19 protein-coding genes are annotated in these 20,563 nt (G+C 64.6%); 9 read left to right on the top strand and 10 right to left on the bottom strand.

Going from position 1 to position 20,563, the window contains the following annotated elements; genetic code table 11:
* Window positions 1–27 precede the first annotated feature (27 nt).
* The gene (ubiB, locus tag ABIC09_RS26285) at window positions 28–1,602 is read right to left on the bottom strand and encodes a 2-polyprenylphenol 6-hydroxylase (protein ID WP_354111067.1); all 1,575 of its coding nucleotides are present in this window, start codon (window positions 1,600–1,602) and stop codon (window positions 28–30) included.
* Window positions 1,599–2,360 carry a bifunctional demethylmenaquinone methyltransferase/2-methoxy-6-polyprenyl-1,4-benzoquinol methylase UbiE gene (ubiE, locus tag ABIC09_RS26290; RefSeq protein WP_354111068.1) on the bottom strand — a complete coding sequence of 254 codons (762 nt, stop codon included), beginning with the start codon at window positions 2,358–2,360 and terminating at the stop codon, window positions 1,599–1,601. The genes ubiB and ubiE overlap by 4 nt, the downstream gene beginning before the upstream one ends.
* Before the next feature lie 81 nt (window positions 2,361–2,441).
* Here ubiE and mutM point away from each other — a divergent pair, with 81 nt between their 5' ends.
* Window positions 2,442–3,347 carry a bifunctional DNA-formamidopyrimidine glycosylase/DNA-(apurinic or apyrimidinic site) lyase gene (mutM, locus tag ABIC09_RS26295; RefSeq protein WP_148750949.1) on the top strand — a complete coding sequence of 302 codons (906 nt, stop codon included), beginning with the start codon at window positions 2,442–2,444 and terminating at the stop codon, window positions 3,345–3,347.
* 275 nt (window positions 3,348–3,622) lie between these two features.
* On the opposite strand, the gene ABIC09_RS26300 is transcribed toward mutM, so the two are convergent.
* Complete coding sequence (locus ABIC09_RS26300; protein WP_148750948.1) at window positions 3,623–4,363, bottom strand: nucleotide-binding protein; 741 nt, start codon at window positions 4,361–4,363, stop codon at window positions 3,623–3,625.
* Window positions 4,364–4,605: 242 nt separating this feature from the next.
* On the opposite strand from ABIC09_RS26300, the gene ggt reads away from it, so the two are divergent.
* Window positions 4,606–6,285 carry a gamma-glutamyltransferase gene (ggt, locus tag ABIC09_RS26305; RefSeq protein ID WP_354085097.1) on the top strand — a complete coding sequence of 560 codons (1,680 nt, stop codon included), beginning with the start codon at window positions 4,606–4,608 and terminating at the stop codon, window positions 6,283–6,285.
* A gap of 145 nt (window positions 6,286–6,430) precedes the next feature.
* Here ggt and ABIC09_RS26310 read toward each other — a convergent pair whose 3' ends face one another.
* Complete coding sequence (locus ABIC09_RS26310; RefSeq protein ID WP_354111069.1) at window positions 6,431–7,792, bottom strand: peptidoglycan-binding protein; 1,362 nt, start codon at window positions 7,790–7,792, stop codon at window positions 6,431–6,433.
* A 91-nt stretch (window positions 7,793–7,883) separates the two neighbouring features.
* Here ABIC09_RS26310 and ABIC09_RS26315 point away from each other — a divergent pair, with 91 nt between their 5' ends.
* The gene (locus ABIC09_RS26315; protein WP_148750946.1) at window positions 7,884–8,687 is read left to right on the top strand and encodes a HesA/MoeB/ThiF family protein; all 804 of its coding nucleotides are present in this window, start codon (window positions 7,884–7,886) and stop codon (window positions 8,685–8,687) included.
* Between the two features lie 8 nt (window positions 8,688–8,695).
* On the opposite strand, the gene ABIC09_RS26320 is transcribed toward ABIC09_RS26315, so the two are convergent.
* Entirely contained in the window at window positions 8,696–9,703 is a 1,008-nt protein-coding gene (locus tag ABIC09_RS26320; protein WP_354111070.1) for an aldo/keto reductase, read from the bottom strand.
* A 121-nt stretch (window positions 9,704–9,824) separates the two neighbouring features.
* Between ABIC09_RS26320 and ABIC09_RS26325 the strand changes: the two genes are divergently transcribed.
* The gene (locus ABIC09_RS26325; RefSeq protein ID WP_354085100.1) at window positions 9,825–10,736 is read left to right on the top strand and encodes a LysR family transcriptional regulator; all 912 of its coding nucleotides are present in this window, start codon (window positions 9,825–9,827) and stop codon (window positions 10,734–10,736) included.
* A 3-nt stretch (window positions 10,737–10,739) separates the two neighbouring features.
* Here ABIC09_RS26325 and ABIC09_RS26330 read toward each other — a convergent pair whose 3' ends face one another.
* On the bottom strand, window positions 10,740–11,741 hold the full coding sequence (locus ABIC09_RS26330; RefSeq protein ID WP_148750943.1) for a 2-hydroxyacid dehydrogenase: 1,002 nt from the start codon (window positions 11,739–11,741) through the stop codon (window positions 10,740–10,742).
* A gap of 324 nt (window positions 11,742–12,065) precedes the next feature.
* Between ABIC09_RS26330 and ABIC09_RS26335 the strand changes: the two genes are divergently transcribed.
* Entirely contained in the window at window positions 12,066–12,596 is a 531-nt protein-coding gene (locus tag ABIC09_RS26335; protein ID WP_354111071.1) for an SH3 domain-containing protein, read from the top strand.
* Between the two features lie 82 nt (window positions 12,597–12,678).
* Here ABIC09_RS26335 and irrA read toward each other — a convergent pair whose 3' ends face one another.
* Complete coding sequence (irrA, locus tag ABIC09_RS26340) at window positions 12,679–13,170, bottom strand: iron response transcriptional regulator IrrA (protein ID WP_045004900.1); 492 nt, start codon at window positions 13,168–13,170, stop codon at window positions 12,679–12,681.
* Between the two features lie 353 nt (window positions 13,171–13,523).
* Between irrA and fabA the strand changes: the two genes are divergently transcribed.
* The 3 genes from fabA (at window position 13,524) to fabI (ending at window position 16,248) form a co-directional block, all read left to right on the top strand.
* Window positions 13,524–14,045 carry a bifunctional 3-hydroxydecanoyl-ACP dehydratase/trans-2-decenoyl-ACP isomerase gene (fabA, locus tag ABIC09_RS26345; RefSeq protein WP_148750964.1) on the top strand — a complete coding sequence of 174 codons (522 nt, stop codon included), beginning with the start codon at window positions 13,524–13,526 and terminating at the stop codon, window positions 14,043–14,045.
* Between the two features lie 40 nt (window positions 14,046–14,085).
* Window positions 14,086–15,309: a beta-ketoacyl-ACP synthase I gene (gene fabB, locus ABIC09_RS26350; protein WP_354111072.1), complete on the top strand. Its 1,224-nt coding sequence runs from the start codon at window positions 14,086–14,088 to the stop codon at window positions 15,307–15,309.
* A gap of 138 nt (window positions 15,310–15,447) precedes the next feature.
* Window positions 15,448–16,248 carry an enoyl-ACP reductase FabI gene (fabI, locus tag ABIC09_RS26355; RefSeq protein ID WP_354111073.1) on the top strand — a complete coding sequence of 267 codons (801 nt, stop codon included), beginning with the start codon at window positions 15,448–15,450 and terminating at the stop codon, window positions 16,246–16,248.
* Here fabI and ABIC09_RS26360 read toward each other — a convergent pair.
* From ABIC09_RS26360 to ABIC09_RS26370, 3 genes are read right to left on the bottom strand one after another with little or no spacing between them, the layout of a single operon-like run.
* Entirely contained in the window at window positions 16,245–16,841 is a 597-nt protein-coding gene (locus ABIC09_RS26360) for a glutathione S-transferase family protein (RefSeq protein ID WP_354111074.1), read from the bottom strand. The two genes, fabI and ABIC09_RS26360, sit on opposite strands and share 4 nt — an antisense overlap.
* The gene (locus ABIC09_RS26365) at window positions 16,838–17,302 is read right to left on the bottom strand and encodes a GNAT family N-acetyltransferase (protein WP_354111075.1); all 465 of its coding nucleotides are present in this window, start codon (window positions 17,300–17,302) and stop codon (window positions 16,838–16,840) included. The genes ABIC09_RS26360 and ABIC09_RS26365 overlap by 4 nt, the downstream gene beginning before the upstream one ends.
* Window position 17,303: 1 nt before the next feature.
* Window positions 17,304–18,230, bottom strand: coding sequence for a hydrogen peroxide-inducible genes activator (locus ABIC09_RS26370; RefSeq protein ID WP_354031313.1), 927 nt, complete (start codon window positions 18,228–18,230; stop codon window positions 17,304–17,306).
* A 113-nt stretch (window positions 18,231–18,343) separates the two neighbouring features.
* Between ABIC09_RS26370 and katG the strand changes: the two genes are divergently transcribed.
* Entirely contained in the window at window positions 18,344–20,509 is a 2,166-nt protein-coding gene (gene katG / locus ABIC09_RS26375) for a catalase/peroxidase HPI (RefSeq protein ID WP_354111076.1), read from the top strand.
* Window positions 20,510–20,563 lie beyond the last annotated feature (54 nt).

Raw genomic sequence — 20,563 nt, forward strand, 5'->3', positions numbered from 1 at the left:
GCTATCACTCACATGATTGCAGTGCAATCATAGATTCCGGACGGCGATCAGGATGCCGATGAAGGTCACTGCGATGATCCAGAGCGCCACGGTGCGCCAGCGGTTCTTGCGGCCCTCGCTGCGCCCCATCGCGGCGATGCTCTCCGGCGACAGCCGGACGCCCTCGCGCGTCATGGTCTCGAGCTGCTCGATCACCGCGACCGAGCGCGCAGCAAGATCCGGGAGGCGCATCAGGATGCGGGCGAGGTCGCCGCCCCCCGCGAGGGCTCCCTGCACCCGGCCCATCGGTCCGAGATTGCGCTCGATCCATTCGCGCACCACGGGATCGGCGACCTTCCAGATGTCGAGCCTGGGATCGAAGCCGCGCGCCACGCCCTCGACCACGACCATGGTCTTCTGCAGCAGGATCAGCTCGGGCCGCGTCGTCATGTCGAACAGGCCGGTGACCTCGAGCAGCAGCGTCAGCAGACGCGCCATCGAGATTTCCTCGGCGGTGCGGTTGTGGATGGGCTCGCCGATGGCGCGGATGGCCTGCGCGAAATTCTCGACCGAATGATGCGCGGGCACATAGCCCGCCTCGAAATGCACTTCAGCGACGCGGCGATAGTCGCGGGTAATGAAGCCGAGCAGGATTTCGGCGAGGAAGCGCCGCTCCTTCATGCCGAGCCGGCCCATAATGCCGAAATCGACCGCGACAAGGCGCCCCGTATCATCCAGGAACAGGTTGCCCGGGTGCATGTCGGCGTGGAAGAAGCCGTCGCGCAGCGCATGGCGCAAAAAGCTCTGGATCACCTTGCGGCCGAGATCGGGCAGGTCGACCTGGGCTTGTGCCAGCCGCTTGTGATCGTTCAGAGCGATGCCGTCGATCCACTCCATCGTCAGCACGTTGTGCGTGGTGCGGTCCCAGTCGACGGCCGGCACGCGGAAATCAGGATCGTCGCCCGTGTTCTCCGCCATCTCCGACAGCGCAGCCGCCTCGAGCCGCAAATCCATCTCCATCGCGACCGAGCGCGACATGGTGTTGATGACTTCGATCAGGCGCAGCCGCCGCGCCTCACTCGAGTAAGCTTCGGCCTTGTGCGCGACGAAGAAGAAATCGGAGAGATCGCGGCGGAAGCGCGCGGCCACGTGCGGCCTGAGCACCTTGACCGCGACCGCCTTGCTGACGCCGTCACGCAGCACCTCGCCGCGATGCACCTGCGCGATCGAGGCGGCCGCGACCGCCGGGCCGAAGCTCACGAAGACGTCCTTGAGCGGCCGTTCCAGCGACGTCGCGATCGCAGCTTCCGCTTCGGCTTGTGGGAACGGCGGCAGGCGGTCCTGAAGGCTTTCAAGGTCGCGCGCCATCACGACGCCGACAACGTCGGGCCGCGTTGCCAGGAATTGTCCGAGCTTGAGATAGGCCGGGCCCATCCGGGTCAGCGCGCGCGACATCCGCGGGCCATCCTTCGGGCCGCGTCGCTCGATGACGCGCGCAAGCTTCAGCGCAAGCTGTCCGGGCGGCGGCACCAGGCTCGGATCGACGGAGCCGAACACGCCCTCGCGCGCGAACACGAATGCGGCGCGGATCAGGCGCGAAATGTGAGTGATGGCAGAAATCACAAACGCCAGCCCGAATGCAGTGCGACGATGCCGCCGGTCAGGGTCTGAAAGCCGACGCGGGAGAAACCGGCGTCGCGGATCATGTCGGCGAAGGTGTTGGGCTTCGGAAACTTGCGGATCGATTCGACGAGATATCGGTAGGATTCGGCGTCACCGGTCACCATGCGCCCGAGCGGCGGGATCACCTTGAACGAGAACAGGTCATAGATCTTGTCGAGGCCGGGCATCTCGACGGTGGAGAATTCCAGGCAGAGGAAACGGCCGCCGGGCTTGAGCACGCGATAGGCCTCGCGTAGCGCCTTGTCGATCTCAGGCACGTTGCGAATGCCGAAAGCGATCGTATATGCGTCAAAGCTGCGGTCGGCGAAGGCGAGCGCTTCGGCATTGCCTTCGACGAAGTCGACCTGGGTTTCGAGATGCCGTTTTGCGGCACGCTCGCGGCCCACCGCCAACATGTCGGAATTGATGTCGCAGACGGTGGCATGGAAGCCCGGACCTGCCGCCTTGGCGGCCCGGAACGAGATATCGCCGGTGCCGCCGGCGACGTCGAGCAGCGCAAACGGCCGGTCGCCGCGCGGCGGATTCAGCGCGTTGATCATGATGTCCTTCCAGACCCGGTGCAGGCCGCCGGACATCAAATCGTTCATCAAATCATAGCGCGACGCCACGCTGTGAAACACATCGTTCACCAGCGTCTGCTTGTCCCCCAGGGGGACGTCCTTGAAGCCAAAATGCGTGGTTTCGCCCGGCCGATCCATTACTCTACTCCACGACGCCGACCATAGCGCGGCCGCCGCAATGGCGCTATCACACCGCCCTCATAAGGTGAATGCCTGACCATGCCTGAATTGCCCGAAGTCGAGACTGTCCGCCGCGGCCTTCAGCCCGTCATGGAGGGTGCGAAAATCGTTGTCGCGGAAGCCCGCAGGCCGGATTTGCGGTTTCCGTTCCAGCCGGATTTCGTGGCCCGGCTCCAGGGACAGATCGTCACGGGCCTCGGCCGCCGTGCAAAATATCTCATGGCGGATCTCGCCTCCGGCGACGTGCTGTTGATGCATCTGGGCATGTCGGGCTCGTTCCGCGTCATCAAGCCGGACAACGAGGCCGCGCCCGGCGAGTTTCATTATCCAAGGGGCAAGGACTCCGCGCACGATCATGTACTGTTTCGGATGTCCTCCGGCGCCGACATCGTCTTCAACGATCCACGCCGCTTCGGTTACATGAAAGTGATCGCGCGGAGCGCGCTCGACCAAGAGCCGTTGCTGCGCGATCTTGGCCCAGAGCCGCTCGGCAACGAATTCGATTCCGCGATGCTGGCGCGCGCCTGCGCCGGCAAGACCACGACCCTCAAAGCCGCGCTGCTCGATCAGCGCGTGGTCGCAGGCCTCGGCAACATCTATGTCTGCGAAGCCCTGCACCGCTCGCATCTGTCGCCGCGCCGGATCGCCGCGACGCTGTCGACAAAGGCCGGACAACGCAAGGGCAATGGCGGGGGCGAGCCGACGGATCATGCCCAGAGATTGGTCGGTGCCATCCACACCGTGTTGAACGATGCGATCAAGGCCGGCGGCTCGTCATTGCGCGACCATCGCCAGACCTCGGGCGAGCTCGGCTATTTCCAGCACTCATTCAAGGTCTACGACCGCGAGAGCGAGAAATGTACGACGCCGCGCTGCGGCGGCACGATCAAGCGCTTCACCCAGAACGGCCGCTCGACCTTCTGGTGTCCGAAATGTCAGAAGTGAGAATCAAGCGAGTGGCCAAGGGGGCGGTGAGTGTCTGCTAGCCGACATACCAACCGCAATCGTCATTGCGAGGAGCGCTTGCGACGAAGCAATCCAGAGTCTTTCCGCGGAAAGATTCTGGATTGCTTTGCTGCGCTCGCAATGACGGAGGATGGAGCGTCCGTACAACGCGAAGCGAAGCAATCCGGCCGGGCTGGTGGCCGGATTGCTTCGTCGCTTGGGCTCATTCACCGGACAGCGAGGAGTCCGTCTGCGGCCCTGGCCGATCGCCCCGCTCAGGACGCCAGAGTCGTGATCTCGTCCGCCGAAATTTCGGCAGCGGCATGCAGCATTCCGTCTGCCGCCGACATGACCTGATCGATCAGCATATTGCCGGCGGAGAGCTCGAGACGGGTCTCGATCCAGCGCCAGAGGCTGCGGATCTCCTCGGTCGACTTGCCGTTCGGCGCGAATTCGCTGACCGCAAGGCCTGAGGCGAGCGAGTCCTGGTGATCGTTGCGCATCACGATCAGCGGGCGCGCGAGCACGTCGGCGAGATCGAGCGCGGCTTCCTCGGCGAGCGCGTTGGCGGCGTTGTCGATGCGCTGGCCACGGATCGGCGTCTGGTTCAGCACGAAGCCAAAGGGCCGCTTCCAGGCGCGCGCCACGCTGAGGGTCGAGACGGTCGCCTCGATGTCGGCGACGCTCGGGCGGGCCGGGATCAGGCAGAGGTCGGAATGGCGGATCGCGGCGGTGGTGGCGGCGCTGAGGCCGGCCGCGGTGTCGACGATCGCGAGCTGGAGCCCGCTCTCGGCCAGCATCTTCAGGCGCGGCTGGATGTCGGCAGCGTGATAGATCGGCTCGACGACGATATCGTCATTGTTGCGGCGGCGCTGCCAGTTGGAGAGGGTGCCCTGCGGGTCGGTCTCGATCAGGCGGACGGTGAAGCCGGCCTGCCTGGCCGCCAGCGCGAGGCCGATGGCGAGGGTGCTCTTGCCACTGCCGCCTTTTTGGGTGGCGAGTACGATCGTATGCATTGGAAGATGATTCCTTTGGAGTGCCTGGGTCTAGGATAACGCCACGCGAACGTGCATCGCTTCTCGATGCTGAGCTCTTCTCGCTCAGGACGTGCCTTGCCCGATCCAAAGGGGACCGCGGATGTCCGAATCAACGGAAACAATGATGGCAGAATCGGGAATGCCAGCTAATCCGTACCATTACTGGACCCGTAATCCTGCGTGTGGTGTGCTCGCCGCCGTGAACAAGAGGGGCAGGCAGCATGAGCGGCAACTGGCGCGATCGGACGGCAACCACCTTTGACTGCCAGAAGATGCCGGCGGTCTCGAGCCGCGGCATGGTGGTGAGCAACCATCCCCTGGCCTCCAGCGCCGGAGCCGAGATGCTGGCCGCTGGCGGCAACGCCATCGATGCCGCAATCGCGACCCTGTTCACGCTGACCGTGGTCGAGCCGATGATGGTCGGCATCATCGGCGGCGGCATGGCGCATATCCGCCTCGCCGACGGCAGCCACCGCTTCATCGACGGCCAGAGCACGGTGCCCGCTGCGGTCCGCGACACCACCTACACCTCCAGGCCGGGCTCCGCCCATGACGTGTTCGATACCGTCGGCAACGAGAACCTCAACGGTCCGAAAGCCGTCGCCACGCCGGGGTCGCTGAAAGCCTGGTGCGAGACGCTGCGCCGATTCGGTACCATGTCGCTTGCCGACGTCATGCAGCCCGCGATCAAGCACGCCAGGCGCGGATATGCGGCGACGCCGTACTTGCACGAATGTATCAGCGAGAGCGCCGCCGAGATGCGCAAGGACAAGCCGATTGCGGCGATCTATCTGCCTGATGGCGAGCCGCTCAAGGTCGGCGAGCGCGTGGTGCAGGCCGAATATGCCGAGACGCTTCGTGCTATCGCCGACCACGGCGAGAAAGCGCTCTACGAGGGGCCGCTCGGCGACATCCTTGTTGACTATATGGAAAAGGCCGGCGGCTTCATCCGGCGTGGCGATCTCACGGCTTACAAGACCGTCGAGCGGCAGCCGATCCGCGCCGACTATCGTGGCTGGACCATTTTGGGGCCGCCACCGCCCGCGGCCTCCGGCGTGCATATCGCGCAGATGCTGAACATTCTTGAAGGCTACGACATCGGTGGCCTCGGCTTCGGCACATCAGAGACCATCCATTACCTCGCCGAGGTCCTGAAGATCGCCTTCGCCGATCGCGCCGCCGCCAGCGGCGACCCGGATTATGTTGGCGTGCCCGTGGAGAAGCTGACGTCAAAAGCCTATGCCGAGGAGCGCCGCCGCGCCATCGATCCGGCGCGGGCGCAGGCTTTTGGTGCCGGCGTGACGCAGCTCGAAAGCGCGCACACCACGCACATGACGGCGGCAGATGCCTTCGGCAACGTGGTCGCAACCACGCAGACCATCAACAATCTCTTTGGCGCCAAGATCATGATCCCGGGTCTAGGGGCCATCGCCAACAATTACATGAACCTGTTCGATCCGCGGCCGGGCCATGCGCTGTCGCTCGCGCCCGGCAAGCGCGTGACGACCTCGATGTCGCCGATGATGGCGCTCCGTGACGGCAAGCTGCGCTATGCGCTGGGCCTCCCCGGCGGAAAGCGCATCTTCCCAAGCGCGATGCAGGCGCTGATCAATCTGATCGACCACGGCATGAGCCTGCAGGAAGCGGTCGAAGCGCCGCGTGTGTGGACCGAGGGCAACGCGCTCGAGGTCGAGCAGAAGGTGCCGGAGAGCGTTCGCGCGAAGCTTGCGGCCCTCGGCCACAAGGTCCAGCCCGTGGCGACGGTTGCCGGCGGCATGAATGCGATTGCGTTCCACGACGACGGGAGCATGTCGGGCGCCGCCTGCTGGCGCGCGGACGGCACGCCGGTTGGGATCTCGGGCGGCCTTGCGAAAAGCGGTGTCAGGTTCAGGTTGAGCTAGCGCTCGTGCCCCGGACGCGGCGCAGCGCGAAGCGGTGCGCTGCAGAGCCGGGGCCCAGAAACTTCTCGCACTGAATTTGAGGCGGCGTGGTTCCCGGCTCTGCGCAGCAACGCTGGCGCGTTGCAGCGCGTCCGGGACACGAGAGTCATTTCCGCACGCAGATCACGCGGACGACCGCCGCCTTCGCATCTGTTGACGTGCCGTTCGCGGCAACGCCGCTCGCCTTCAGGAAATCGCGTACCGTATCTGCTGCGACCATCACGGCCTGTGACGCCGGCACTGCATTTGCGGGTCCCGCAACCATCGCCGGCTTCAACAGCGTAACGCCCGAGAACTTGCCGTCGCCGTCGATTGCCGGGCCGCCGGAAAATCCAACCGCCGGCGGCGGCGACAGCGCGGCATCGCCGCCACCGACAGATGCCAGCGCAGCCTTGATGCTCGATACACCGGCCGCGCCGCCCTGGCTCTGCGGATCGGCGATGCCGACGACATCGACACTTGTCTTCGCTGGGCCGCCGGCGAGGCTGAGCGGCTTCAGGCCGCGTGCGCCATAGATGTGCAGCAGCGCGAGGTCGTGCTCTTTGTCCTCGGCGAGACGATCGGCATTGCCGTAGCCGCCGATGGTGATGGCGAGACAGGAATCCGTGACGAGACGGTCGGCCAGGATCGCGCCGTCGTCGCTGACGACGATGCCGGTGCCATATTCGACGGTCTTGCGCGGCGGCGGTCCGACTAGCGGCCCCGACGGGAATGCATTGAACGCGCTCGACATCGCGATCACGACAGGCTCGACCGTGCCCTCGGTCGCCTGGTCGTACAAGATCGTCATGATGCGGACCTCGTCGCCCTTGAAAGTGCCGCGCACGTAAAATTTCTTCAGGCCCTGCAATCCCGACAGCACGAAGAAGTCGGGCTTCACCACGGTGTAGTCGACCTTGCGTCCGGCCGGCTCCTTCTTCTCGGCATCCGCGAGTTTTGCGGTCGTCGGGTTCGCCTCCTTGCGGCGGCTCAGCAGCACCTGCACCGTTCCGGTCGGCGAAGTCCATTTCGAGCCGTTGGCGTCGGTGGCCTGCTGCGGCACCAGCTTTGAGGGAATGCCGAGCCGCGCGCCGCTGGTCATCTCCGTCACGATTTTCCAGCCGACACTGTCCCGCTTGCGCCGCGCGGTCTCGGCGAGCGCGGCGCGCTCCTGCGGATTGAGCACGCCGGTTGGCTTGCCGCCCTTGTTCTTCTGGTACTCCTTGATGGCGTCGACTATGCGCGAGCTGACGTCGCCGGTGATGGCGCCGTTATATCCGCCGACCCAGGCGAGGTCGGACTGAAGCGACAGCCGCTCGGCCTGCGCCATCCCATCCGCGGTTTCCGACGGCGTTTGCAGGGCAGGCGGCTTGATCGGAACGGTCTGGACCACCTTCGGCTTGGTGCCCGGGACCTGTGGCGTCGTCGTCTGGGCGCTGGCGCCTGTGGCAGACGCCAACATCAGTGTTGCCGCAAGCATCGATCTCATGACAAATCCAGCCAGCCCATTGAACGCGCCGCCATTGAAGCACATCTCGTTGGTCGCGAACAATGTTGGGGCGGTTCAGGAGTAAGAGAAGGTGCTCAGCCCGGATGAACTCGAACGCTATGCCCGCCATATCGTGCTGCGCGATGTCGGCGGCCCGGGCCAGGCTGCGCTGAAGCGAGCCTCCGCGCTGGTGATCGGCGCCGGCGGGCTCGGCGCGCCGGCCCTGATGTATCTGGCGGCGGCTGGCATTGGCACGCTCGGCGTGGTCGATGACGACGTCGTGTCGCTGTCCAACCTTCAGCGCCAGGTCATCCATACGACGCCTGACATCGGCCGGCACAAGGTCGAGAGCGCGGCCGAGCGGATTGCGGCGCTCAATCCGCATGTCCGCTTCGTCGGCCACGCCACCTGGCTCAATGCCGACAATGCGCTGGGCCTGATCGGCGATTACGACCTGGTGCTCGATGGCTCCGACAATTTCTCGACACGCTATCTGGTCTCGGATGCCTGTTTTTTTGCGAAGCGGCCGCTGATCACCGCGGCGCTCGGCACCTTCGACGGCTCGCTCACCACCATCCGCGCATATGAGACAAATGAGCAGGGCGAATTTAACCCGACCTATCGCTGTCTGTTTCCGGAGGCGCCCCCGCCGGGCACCGTGCCGGCCTGCGCGGAGGCCGGCGTCATGGGCGCGCTTGCGGGCGTGATGGGCTCGATGATGGCGCTGGAGGCGATCCGCGAGATCGTCGGTTTTGGCGATGGCCTGGTCGGCCGCCTCCTGATGATCGATGCGCGCGCGATGCGCTTCGAGACGCTGCGCTACGGGCGCGATCCGGCCAATCCGCTTAATGGCGATGGGCCGGTCATGACTGACCTTAGCGCCCATCGCACCTGATCGCGCTGTTACGCCGTGGCCGGCTTCTCGCTGTCGAGATGCGCCATCTGCTCGGCCGCATAACGCGTGCCGGAAGCGATGTTGGGCGGAAACGCCTTTGCCAGCGCCGCAAGATGAGCCGGCGTCAGCGCCACATTGGTCGCGCCGAGTGCTTCGGTGAAGCGCTTGCGGGTGCGGGCACCGATCAGCGGCACGATCTCCTGGCCTTGCGCCGCCACCCAGGCGATTGCGACCTGCGCTGGTGTTGCGCCGATCTCTGTGGCAATGGCGCGAAGCTGCTCCGCCAGCGCCAGATTGGCATCGAGGTTCGCGCCCTGGAAGCGCGGGCTCATCAGACGGTAGTCGCGGCCGGTCTTGCCGGAGTCCTTCGACCAATGGCCGCTGATCAGGCCGCGCGCCAGCACGCCGTAAGCGGTGATGGCGATGCCGAGCTCACGGCAGGTCTTCAGAATATCGCGCTCGATGCCGCGCTCGATCAGCGAATATTCGATCTGGAGATCGGCGATCGGATGCACCGCGTGCGCGCGGCGGATGGTGTCGGAGCCGACCTCGGACAGGCCGATATGCTTGACGTAGCCGGCCTTCACGAGATCAGCGAGACCGCCGATCGTCTCCTCGATGGGAATGCTGGGATCGAGCCGCGCCGGGCGGTAGACGTCGATGTAGTCGGTGCCAAGTCGTTGCAGCGAATAGGCGAGGAAGTTTCTCGTCGCAGCCGGCCGCGAATCGAACCCAACGAATTCGCCGGCGGGACCGCGCAGCGCGCCGAACTTCACACTGAGCTGTACCTTGTCGCGGGGGACGTTCGTCAGCGCCTCGCGGATCAGCATTTCATTGTGGCCCATCGCGTAGAAATCGCCGGTGTCGAGCAGCGTGATGCCCGCGTCGAGTGCCTCATGGACGGTGGCGATGCTCTCGCCGCGATCGGCCGGGCCATAGGCATCCGACATCGCCATGCAGCCGAGGCCGAGGCTCGAGACGTTGGGGCCGGTCGAACCGAGTTTGCGCTGTTCCATGATGACTCTCCTTGAAAAAGGCGGTGCCCGATGGACGCCGCGTGACGAGGCCAGATATGCGCCCGGCCCATTGCCGCGATAAGCTGGACAATGCGGAATAGCTTGTTCATCATATCGAACAATGGTTGGTCCTGACCTGCGCGATCTCGATGCCTTCGTGGCGATCGCCCGCACCCGCAATTTCCGGCGCGCGGCGGTCGAAATTCGCGTGTCGGTGTCGAGCCTTAGCCAGCGGCTGCGTGACCTGGAGGAGCGCCTCGGCGTCCGGCTGATGAACCGCACGACCCGCAGTGTCGCGCTGACCGAGGCGGGGGAGCTGTTGCTGTCGCGGGTGGCCCCGGCCTTGCGCGACGTCGGCGATGCCCTGGATCAGGTCCGGGGCCTGCGCGAGGTCGCCTCGGGCCGTCTGCGCATCAATGCGCCACCACCGGCAGTCGATTTGGTGCTGGCGCCGATGGTCGTTCCGTTCCTGCAGGCCCATCCGCAGGTCGATCTCGATATCGTTTCCGAGAGCGGCTTCGTCGATATCGTCAGCGCAGGCTACGACGCCGGCGTGCGTTACGGCGAGCATCTCGCGCAAGACATGGTCGCGATCCCGCTGAGCGGTCCGCAGCACTATGTCGTCGTCGCCTCGCCCGATTATGTCGCGCGCCGCGGCAGGCCCAAGCACCCGAAGGATTTGCTCGACCACGACTGCATCCGCGCGCGCTATTCGAGCGGCGTCATGCATGACTGGGAGTTCGAGAAGGCCGGCCAGATCGTGAAGGTCGATCCGCCTGCAAAACTGATTTCCACCAATATGGGTCTTGCCATGCGCGCCGCGCTCGGCGGCGCTGGCGTCTGGGCAAGCCTCGATGGCTATGTCGGCGACGCCCTGAAATCCGGTGCGCTGGTCAGCTTGATGGAAGACTGGTGCGAGCCGTTCCCGGGCCCGTTTCTGTACTACCCGAGCCGGCGCCAGGTGCCGCCCGCGCTGCGCGCCTTCATCGATTTCGTCGCCGATTGGCGCAAGCGCGAGACGCGCGGCAAATAGGCCTCAGAGCATGCTCGGCAACACGCGATCCGGCGGCTTGTGCGCGTCGAGGAAGGTGCGGATATTGATGATCACCTTCTCGCCCATCTCGACGCGGCCTTCGATCGTGGCCGAGCCCATATGCGGCATCAGCGTCACCTTGCCGGCTTTCGCAAGCCGCACCAGCTTTGGGTTGACTGCCGGCTCGTGCTCATAGACGTCGAGACCGGCGCCGCCGATCTCGCCGGCTTCGATCAGCTTGATCAGCGTGTCTTCGTCGGTGACTCCACCGCGCGCGGTGTTTACGATATAGGCGTCCTTGCGGATCAGCTTCAGCCGGCGCGCCGAGAGCAGGTGATAGGTCGCTGGCGTGTGCGGACAGTTCACCGAGATGATGTCCATCCGCGCCAGCATCTGGTCGAGGCTTTCCCAATAGGTCGCGCCAAGCTCTTCGGCGATCTTCGGCGCGACGGGGCGGCGGTTGTGATAATGGATCTGCAAGCCGAACGCGCGGGCGCGGCGTGCGACCGCCTGGCCGATGCGGCCCATGCCGATGATGCCGAGGCGTTTGCCCCCGATGCGGTGGCCGAGCATCCAGGTCGGCGACCAGCCCGCCCAGGGTTTTCCCTCCGTCAGCACGGAAGCGCCCTCGATCATCCGGCGCGGCACCGCCAGGATCAGCGCCATCGTCATGTCGGCGGTGTCTTCGGTCAGAACCTTTGGCGTGTTGGTGACGGTGATGCCGCGGGCATGCGCAGCCTCGACGTCGATATTGTCGACGCCGTTGCCAAAATTGGCGATCAGGCGGAGCTTGCAGTCGGGCTGATTGACGATGTCGGCGCTGATGTGGTCGGTGACCGTGGGAACCAGGATGTCGGCAGTGCGCGCGGCTTCGGCGATCTGCTCGGTCGACATCGGTGTGTCGTCGAGATTGATGCGTGCGTCGAACAGTTCGCGCATCCGGGTCTCGATCGAGTCCGGCAGCTTGCGCGTCACCACGACGAGGGGCTTTTTCTTCACCGACATGTGCTGCCCTCATGAGGCGTTGCAGGCCGCCTCTGTCGCCAAAGGCCGGCTGTTGAGGCCTCATTAACCCGGTTGTTCGACACTGCCTTAGCCGTGTCGTCCCCGGCGTTTCCTTCAAGCTTTCCCCCAACTTTCCGGCCGGAAAATCGGGGCAAACCGGTTGTTCAGATGTCCGTCCTCTCTAGCAGAAGGCCGGGCCAAGACAAGAACCACGGGTTTGGCTTTGGGAACACCCGCGTGGGGCGGGAGAGGGGTTTGCACGGCAGGTTTTGGAATTTGGGGTGAGGACCTGGTCTGGCCAGGTCTTCGACAGGAGACGGGTTAATGGCGTTGGGGCGTTTTTGTTCGGTGCTGGCGCTCATTTGCACCTGGTTGAGCGCCTCGGTCAGCCCCGGGCACTCGGCCAAGGACAACACCCCCCAGACGGCCAGCGGCCTTCCGGTGCCGCGCTATGTCAGCCTCAAATCGGATCACGTCAACGTTCGCGCCGGGCCAACCAAGGACAATGACGTGGCCTGGGTCTACACCCGGTCCGGCCTGCCGGTGGAAATCACCGCCGAGTTCGAGAACTGGCGCCGGGTGCGCGATTCCGAGGGCGCCGAGGGCTGGGTCTATCATTCGCTGCTGTCGGGCCGCCGCACCGCGGTGGTGACCATGAAGCACAGGGACGATCTCGCGCCGATCTATGACCGCGCCGATGCCGACAGTGCCGTGGCCGCGAAACTCCAGGCCGGCGTCGTCACGCAGGTGAAGAAGTGCACGACCAACTGGTGCCACGTCGCCGGCGACGGCTTTGACGGCTGGATCCAGCAGGAACGGCTCTGGGGCGTCTACGCCGACGAGCAGGTCAACTGACGGCCTGAAACGACAATGGCCGGGACGAAGCCGGGCCATGACGAACTCGCCATGACGAACTCAATGCGATTTCGGGACGATTTCAGCGCTTCTTGCGCAGGCGCACGACCATGTCGATGCGCGCGATCTCGTAGCCTTCCGGCACCTCCGGCATCTTGGACAGGGCCAGATGCGGATCCTCGATGTCGACCAGCTCGTGGCTGTTCTCGAGGTAATAGTGATGGTGCGTGGTGACGTTGGTGTCGAAATAGGTCTTGGTGCCGTCGACACTGACCTGACGCAGCAGGCCGGCATCGGTCAGCTGGTTCAACGTGTTGTAGACGGTCGCGAGCGAGACCGGGACCTTGGCCAGCGTCGCTTCCTCGTAGAGCATTTCAGCCGTGAGGTGGCGTGCACCCTTGCCGAACAGCAGCCAGCCGAGCGCCATGCGCTGGCGCGTCGGGCGCAGGCCGGCAGACTGGAGCATTTCATTGACGTCGTGCCAGGGGCAGCCGGTCAGGGCCGGCTGGCGGCCGGACAGAAGAGCCGCCGCATGGGCGTCTTCGTCGTGGTGGGTGGCGTTGTTTTCGTTCATTTCCAGAATTCGGGCACGCGTGAACACTATCTATCTGCAATATATGGACAGATAGATGCAGATGCAAGTTTCTCGCAACTAGAGCGGTTCTAATCAGCAGAGGAACCGGGCCGGGTCCCGGTCATTTTTACCTTCATGGGCCCGCTTTGCTACCCGAAAAGGCCTGTGTTAGAGAGCGCGCGGTTCCGCTTAACCGATTTTGGCGCAGCCAGGCATTGAGGCCCGGCCCGAAGTCCATCCGGCTCTCGGTATTTGCGCCTGGCGACGGCAATTGGCGTTGCTTTCCGAACGAGAACGGGGCCCATTTTTTGCCAGAAACGCCGCTCAATCGGGGTTCAAACAGAGGCTTCCGCATGCTGAACAGGCGCAACGGCTACGAATACGAAGATTTGCTGGCATGTGCCCGCGGCGAGATGTTCGGCCCGGGCAATGCCCAGCTGCCGCTGCCGCCGATGCTCATGTTCGACCGCATCACGGACATTTCGGAGACCGGCGGCGAGTTCGGCAAGGGAATCGTGCGTGCCGAGCTGGACGTGAAGGCGGACCTCTGGTTCTTCGGCTGCCACTTCAAGAACGATCCGGTGATGCCCGGCTGCCTCGGCCTCGACGCGCTGTGGCAAATGGTCGGCTTCTATCTCGGCTGGAGCGGCGGCGAAGGTCGCGGCCGCGCGCTTGGTCTGAACGAGCTCAAGTTCAGCGGCCAGGTGCTGCCCGAGGCCCGCAAGGTTGTGTACAACATCGATATCAAGCGCGTGATGCGTTCAAAGCTTGTGCTCGGCATCGCCGACGGATGGCTTTCGGTCGATGACCAGATTATTTATCGCGCGAAGGAGCTGAAGGTCGGCTTGTTCAAGCAAGGCGTGAGCCTGGGCTGAGCGCATCACCAAGAAAGACAACGATTTAGGCGAGGCTGTCATGAGGCGGGTTGTGGTCACCGGGATGGGAATCGTCTCGTCGATCGGAAACAACACCCAGGAAGTGCTTGCGAGCCTTCACGAGGCGAAGTCGGGCATTTCGCGGGCCGAGAAATATGCCGAGCTCGGCTTCCGTTCGCAGGTGCAAGGTGCGCCGACGCTCGATCCTTCGACAGTGGTTGACCGCCGCGCCATGCGTTTCCTCGGTCAGGGTGCGGCGTGGAATCATGTCGCGATGGAGCAGGCGATCCAGGACTCCGGTCTGTCGCCTGACGAAGTCTCCAACGTCCGCACCGGCATCATCATGGGCTCCGGCGGCCCCTCGGCGCGCACTATCGTCGAAGCCGCCGATATCACCCGCACCAAGGGACCGAAGCGCGTCGGTCCCTTTGCAGTGCCGAAGGCGATGTCGTCCACGGCGTCGGCGACGCTCGCGACCTGGTTCAAGATCAAGGGCGTGAACTATTCGATCTCCTCGGCCTGCGCGACGTCGAACCACTGCGTCGGCAACGCCTATGAGACGATCCAGATAGGCAAGCAGGATATCATCTTCGCCGGCGGCTGCGAGGAACTGGACTGGTCGCTCTCGGTGCTGTTCGACGCCATGGGCGCTATGTCCTCGAAGTACAACGATACCCCCGCCACCGCCTCGCGTCCCTATGATGTCAACCGCGACGGTTTTGTCATCGCCGGCGGCGCCGGAGTCCTCGTCCTGGAAGAGCTTGAGCACGCCAAGGCGCGCGGCGCGCGCATCTACGGCGAGATCGTCGGCTATGGCGCGACCTCGGATGGCTACGACATGGTCGCGCCGTCAGGTGAAGGCGCCGAGCGCTGCATGCGCATGGCGATGTCGACGGTGAAGACCAAGGTCGACTACATCAATCCGCACGCCACCTCGACGCCAGCCGGCGATCCGCCGGAAATCGACGCGCTCCGCCGCGTGTTCGGCGCCGGCGAGAAGTGCCCGCCGATCTCGGCGACCAAGGCGCTGACCGGCCACTCGCTGGGCGCGACCGGTGTGCAGGAGGCGATCTATTCGATGCTGATGATGAACAACGGTTTCATCTGCGAAAGCGCGCACATCCAGGAGCTCGATCCCGTGTTCGCCGACATGCCGATCGTGCGCAGGCGCATCGACAACGTCAAGATCGGCACCGTGCTGTCGAACTCCTTCGGCTTCGGCGGCACCAACGCCACCCTGGTGTTCAGCCGGCTGGACGTGTGACGTCACTGCGGACGATCGATAGCTATTTCGTCATGGCCGGGCTTGTCCCGGCCATCCACGTCTTTGCTACCGACTTCGGAAGAACGTGGATGCCCGGGACAAGCCCGGGCATGACGGAGAGCGGAGGGTAATCGCGAGATGGACGGTTTGATGAAGGGCAAGCGCGGTCTGATCATGGGCATTGCCAATGATCATTCGATCGCCTGGGGCATGGCGAGGACGCTGCATGCCCATGGCGCCGAGCTCGCCTTCACCTTCCAGGGCGAGGCTCTCGGCAAGCGCGTCAAGCCGCTGGCGGAATCGCTTGGGGTTGATCTGGTGCTGCCGTGCGATGTCGAAGACATTGCCAGCGTCGACGCCACGTTCGACGTCTTGCGCGAAAAGTGGGGCAAGCTCGATTTCGTGATCCACGCGATCGGCTTTGCCGACAAGAACGAGCTGAAGGGCCGCTACGCCGACACCAGCCGCGAGAATTTTTCGCGCACCATGGTGATCTCCTGCTTCTCGTTCACGGAGGTCGCAAAACGCGCCGCCGAGCTGATGACCGAGGGTGGCAGCATGATCACGCTGACCTTCGGCGCCTCAGAGCGCGCGATGCCGAATTACAACGTGATGGGCGTGGCCAAGGCGGCGCTGGAAGCCTCGGTGCGCTATCTCGCGTCCGATTTCGGACCGCGCGGCATCCGCGTCAACGCGATCTCGGCCGGCCCCATCCGTACGCTCGCGGGCTCCGGCATCGGCGAGGCGCGCGCAATGTTTGCGTTCATGCAGAAGCATTCGCCGCTCCGCCGCGGCGTCACGCTCGATGAGCTCGGCGGCTCGGCGCTGTATCTGCTGTCGGATCTCTCCGGCGGCGTGACCGGCGAAATCCACTATGTCGATTCCGGCTACAACACCGTCCTGATGCCGAGGCCGGATGATCTGAAGGCGGAAGGCTAACCCGCCGCGATCTTCTCCGCGCGCTGGAATGCCGGCCGCGCCATGCAGCGCGCGATATAGGCATCGAACACGGTGCGCGACGGCACCATCTTGAACAGGCGCACTGCGAAGTTCAGGCCAGAGCCGATCGTGATGTCGGCCGCGGAAAATTCCTCGCCGAGAATCCAAGGCCCGTTTTCGAGCGCCGCTTCCAGCACGTCGAAGACCTGCGTCGCGCTGCCCCAGGCCGCAGTCGAGCTCGGCACCTCGATCTTGGTGAAGATCTGGATGATCGCCGGTTCGATGCAGCTCGGCGAGAAGAACAGCCATTGCAGGTAGCGCGCACGACGTGGATCGGTCACATCAGGCGCGAGCTTCGTCTCCGGATAACGGTCGGCGATGTAAGCGCAGATTGCAGCGGCCTCGCCGAGCGCGGCATCGCCGTCGGCGAGCGCCGGCACCTTGCCCATCGGATTGACCTTCAGATAATCCGGCGCCTTCTGCGCGCCGGTCGAAATGTCGGTCAGCACGCGCTCATACCGAAGCCCGCTCTCTTCCATCAGCCAAAGCGCCGAGAACGAACGCGAGCGGGGCGACCAATAGAGTTTGATCATGGGAGCGGACCCTTGTTCTTCCACCTATAGTACTTCATCACAAACCCGTTCGACGGCTCGACCTCTTCCTTCTCGAACACAAAACCTTCGCGCTCGTACCAGCGCCAGGCCTTTTCGTTCTCGCGGACGCAGCGCAGGAACATTTCATCCGGCATGTGCGTGCGCGTGAAGGCGAGCAACTTCCGCCCGAGCGATTGTCCCTGATAGGCGGGTCCGACGAACAGCATATCGAGATAGAGTTTTGGCAGATGCAGCGCGAGCATCGCAGCGATGGTGCCGTTGTCGTCGGCGACGAACAGGCTCCAGCCGTTCTCCATCTCGCGCCGGATGCGCGCACGCAGGTTTGCCAGCAGGAACTCGCTGGCTTCGGCAAGCCCGGTCGAGACCCAGCTCTCCATCCAGACACGGCCGATCTCGTCATATTCGTCGGCGCGGGCGGGACGGATGATCGGATGCGGCATCTCAGGCTCGCTGGTTGCGCGCGGCCTGCCGCGGGCGCGCCTTGCCGGCCGACAGGCACACCACCTCGGAGATCTGCAGCAGCTGCCGCGCCAGCGGGCTGGTCTTGCGCCAGACCATGCCGATGGTGCGCGAAGGCTCGGGGTCGCGGAAGCGCGACAGTGAGACCGAGGCCGATCGCGTCTCCACCGACACCGCCATCTCCGGAATCAGGGTGACGCCGATGCCGGCGCTGACCATCTGGACCAATGTCGACAGCGAATTGGCGTCCAGCATCTCGCGCGGCGGCGCCGACTGCATGTTGCAGAACGACAGCGCCTGATCGCGGAAACAATGGCCCTCTTCGAGCAGCAACAGCCGCATCTCCCGCATCATCTCGCGCGACGGCACCGGCGTGCCCGCATCCGTGCCCGGTCGCACCAGCAGGAATTTCTCCTCGAACAAAGCGACCTCGGTGAGCGAGGGTTCGGAGACCGGCAGCGCGACGATGGCGGTGTCGAGCCGGCCTTCGACCAGTTCCTGGATCAGCCGCGGCGTCATCGTCTCGCGCACGCGGATGTCGAGCTCGGGATGCAGGCGGGTGAGATTCTTCGTAATCTTGGGCAGCAGATAGGGGGCAATCGTCGGGATCATGCCGATGCGCAGGCGGCCCGCAAAACGGTCCTGCGAGGCGCGGGCGAAATCGCCGAGCTCATCGACCGAGCGCAGGATGTCGCGGACGCGCTGGGCGAGCTCCTCGCCGAACCGGGTCAGCGCGACCTGGCGCGCGCTGCGCTCCAGCAGCAGCCCGCCGAGCGCTTCCTCCAGTTCCTTGATCTGCATCGACAGTGCCGGCTGCGAGATGGAGCAGGCCTCGGCGGCGCGGCCGAAATGACCATGCCGTGCCAGCGCGTCGAAATACCGCAACTGTCGCATCGTCACGTTGATCATCAGAAAATCCTATCGCAGCGATCATTAAAGTCAACTTCCCCTGATCGAACGTGGCGCTTAGAGTGGTTCTACCTGGTCAAAGGCGCCGTCGGACGCCACCAGAGGAGGTAATCATGGACGACACTTCGAAGTGCCCGTTTTCGGGCGGAAAACGCGCGCCATCCAACCGCGACTGGTGGCCAACTCAGCTCAGCATCGAGATGCTGCACAAGAATTCCGGCCTCTCCGATCCCATGGGCAAGGAATTCGACTACGCCAAGGAATTCAAGACGCTCGACCTGAACGCGGTCATCAAGGACCTGACCGCTCTGATGACGGACTCGCAGGAATGGTGGCCGGCCGACTTCGGTCATTACGGCGGCCTCATGATCCGTATGGCCTGGCACAGCGCCGGCACCTACCGCATCACCGACGGCCGCGGCGGCGCCGGTGCCGGTCAGCAGCGTTTCGCCCCGCTCAACAGCTGGCCTGACAACGCCAACCTCGACAAGGCGCGCCGGCTGCTCTGGCCGATCAAGCAGAAATACGGCCGCAAGATTTCCTGGGCCGATTTGATGGTGCTCGCGGGCAACGTCGCGCTGGAGTCGATGGGCTTCAAGACGTTCGGCTTTGCCGGTGGTCGCGCCGACGTGTGGGAGCCGGAGGAGCTCTATTGGGGTCCCGAAGGCACGTGGCTGGGCGATGAGCGCTACAGCGGCGAACGCCAGCTCGCCGAGCCGCTCGGCGCGGTGCAGATGGGTCTCATCTACGTCAATCCGGAAGGCCCGAACGGCAAGCCGGATCCGGTCGCCGCGGCCAAGGACATCCGTGAGACCTTCTTCCGCATGGCGATGAACGACGAGGAAACCGTCGCGCTGATCGCGGGCGGCCACTCTTTCGGCAAGACCCATGGCGCCGGCGATCCGTCGCTGGTCGGACCGGAGCCGGAAGCCGGCGCGCTGGAAGATCAGGGCCTCGGCTGGAAGAGCAAGCACGCGTCGGGTCTCGCGGGTGATTCCATCACCAGCGGTCTCGAGGTGACCTGGACCAAGACGCCGACGAAGTGGAGCAACAACTTCTTCGAGAACCTGTTCAAGTTCGAATGGGAGCTGACGAAGAGCCCGGGTGGTGCGAACCAGTGGACGGCCAAGGGTGCCGACGCGATCATTCCGGACGCGTACGACACGTCGAAGAAGCATCGGCCGACCATGCTGACCACCGACCTCTCGCTGCGCATGGATCCGGCCTACGAGAAGATCTCGCGCCGCTTCCTCGAAAATCCCGATCAGTTCGCCGACGCGTTCGCCCGCGCCTGGTTCAAGCTCACCCACCGCGACATGGGTCCGATCCAGCGCTACCTCGGCCCGCTGGTGCCGAAGGAGACGCTGATCTGGCAGGATCCGATCCCGAAGGTCGACCACGAGCTGGTCAGCGATCAGGATATCGCCTCGCTGAAAACCAGGATCCTGGCGTCGGGCCTCCCGGTGCCGGAGCTGGTCTCGACCGCCTGGGCGTCGGCTTCGACGTTCCGCGGCTCCGACAAGCGCGGCGGCGCCAACGGCGCGCGCATTCGCCTCGCGCCGCAGAAGGACTGGGAGGTGAACCAGCCGGCCCAGCTCTCCAAGGTGCTCGGCAAGCTCGAAGCGATCCAGAAAGACTTCAACGCGTCATCAGGCGCCAAGAAGGTCTCGATCGCCGACCTGATCGTGCTTGGTGGCACCGCCGCGGTCGAGAAGGCCGCCAAGGATGCTGGCGTCGACGTCAAGGTCGCGTTCACGCCGGGCCGCATGGATGCTTCGCAGGAGCAGACCGATGCCGCTTCGTTTGCTCCGCTGGAGCCGCGAGCCGATGGCTTCCGCAACTACGTCGGCAAGCGGCAACAGTTCCTGCAGCAGGAAGAAGCCCTGGTCGATCGCGCGCAGCTTCTGAAGCTGACCGGACCCGAGATGACGGCGCTCGTCGGCGGCCTGCGCGTGCTCGGTGCCAATGCGGGCGGTTCGAAGAACGGCGTCTTGACCTCGAAGGTGGGCACGCTGACCAACGACTTCTTCGTCAACCTGCTCGATATGGGCACGCAGTGGACGCCGGCTGCTGACGGTACCTACGAAGCCCGCGACCGCAAGACCAATGCGGTGAAGTGGACCGGCACGCGTGTCGATCTCATCTTCGGCGCGCACTCGCAGCTTCGTGCCTACGCCGAGGTCTATGCCACGTCCGACTCCAAGGAGCAGTTCGTGAAGGACTTCGCCAAGGCCTGGACCAAGGTGATGAACCTCGACCGGTTCGACCTCGCGGCCTGAGTTGCTGCACCTCTCTCGCAAGCGGGAGAGGGAGCGCAGCTCTCCCGGAGCGAA

This window comes from Bradyrhizobium sp. S3.12.5, from assembly GCF_040548225.1.
Lineage (GTDB): Bacteria > Pseudomonadota > Alphaproteobacteria > Rhizobiales > Xanthobacteraceae > Bradyrhizobium > Bradyrhizobium cytisi.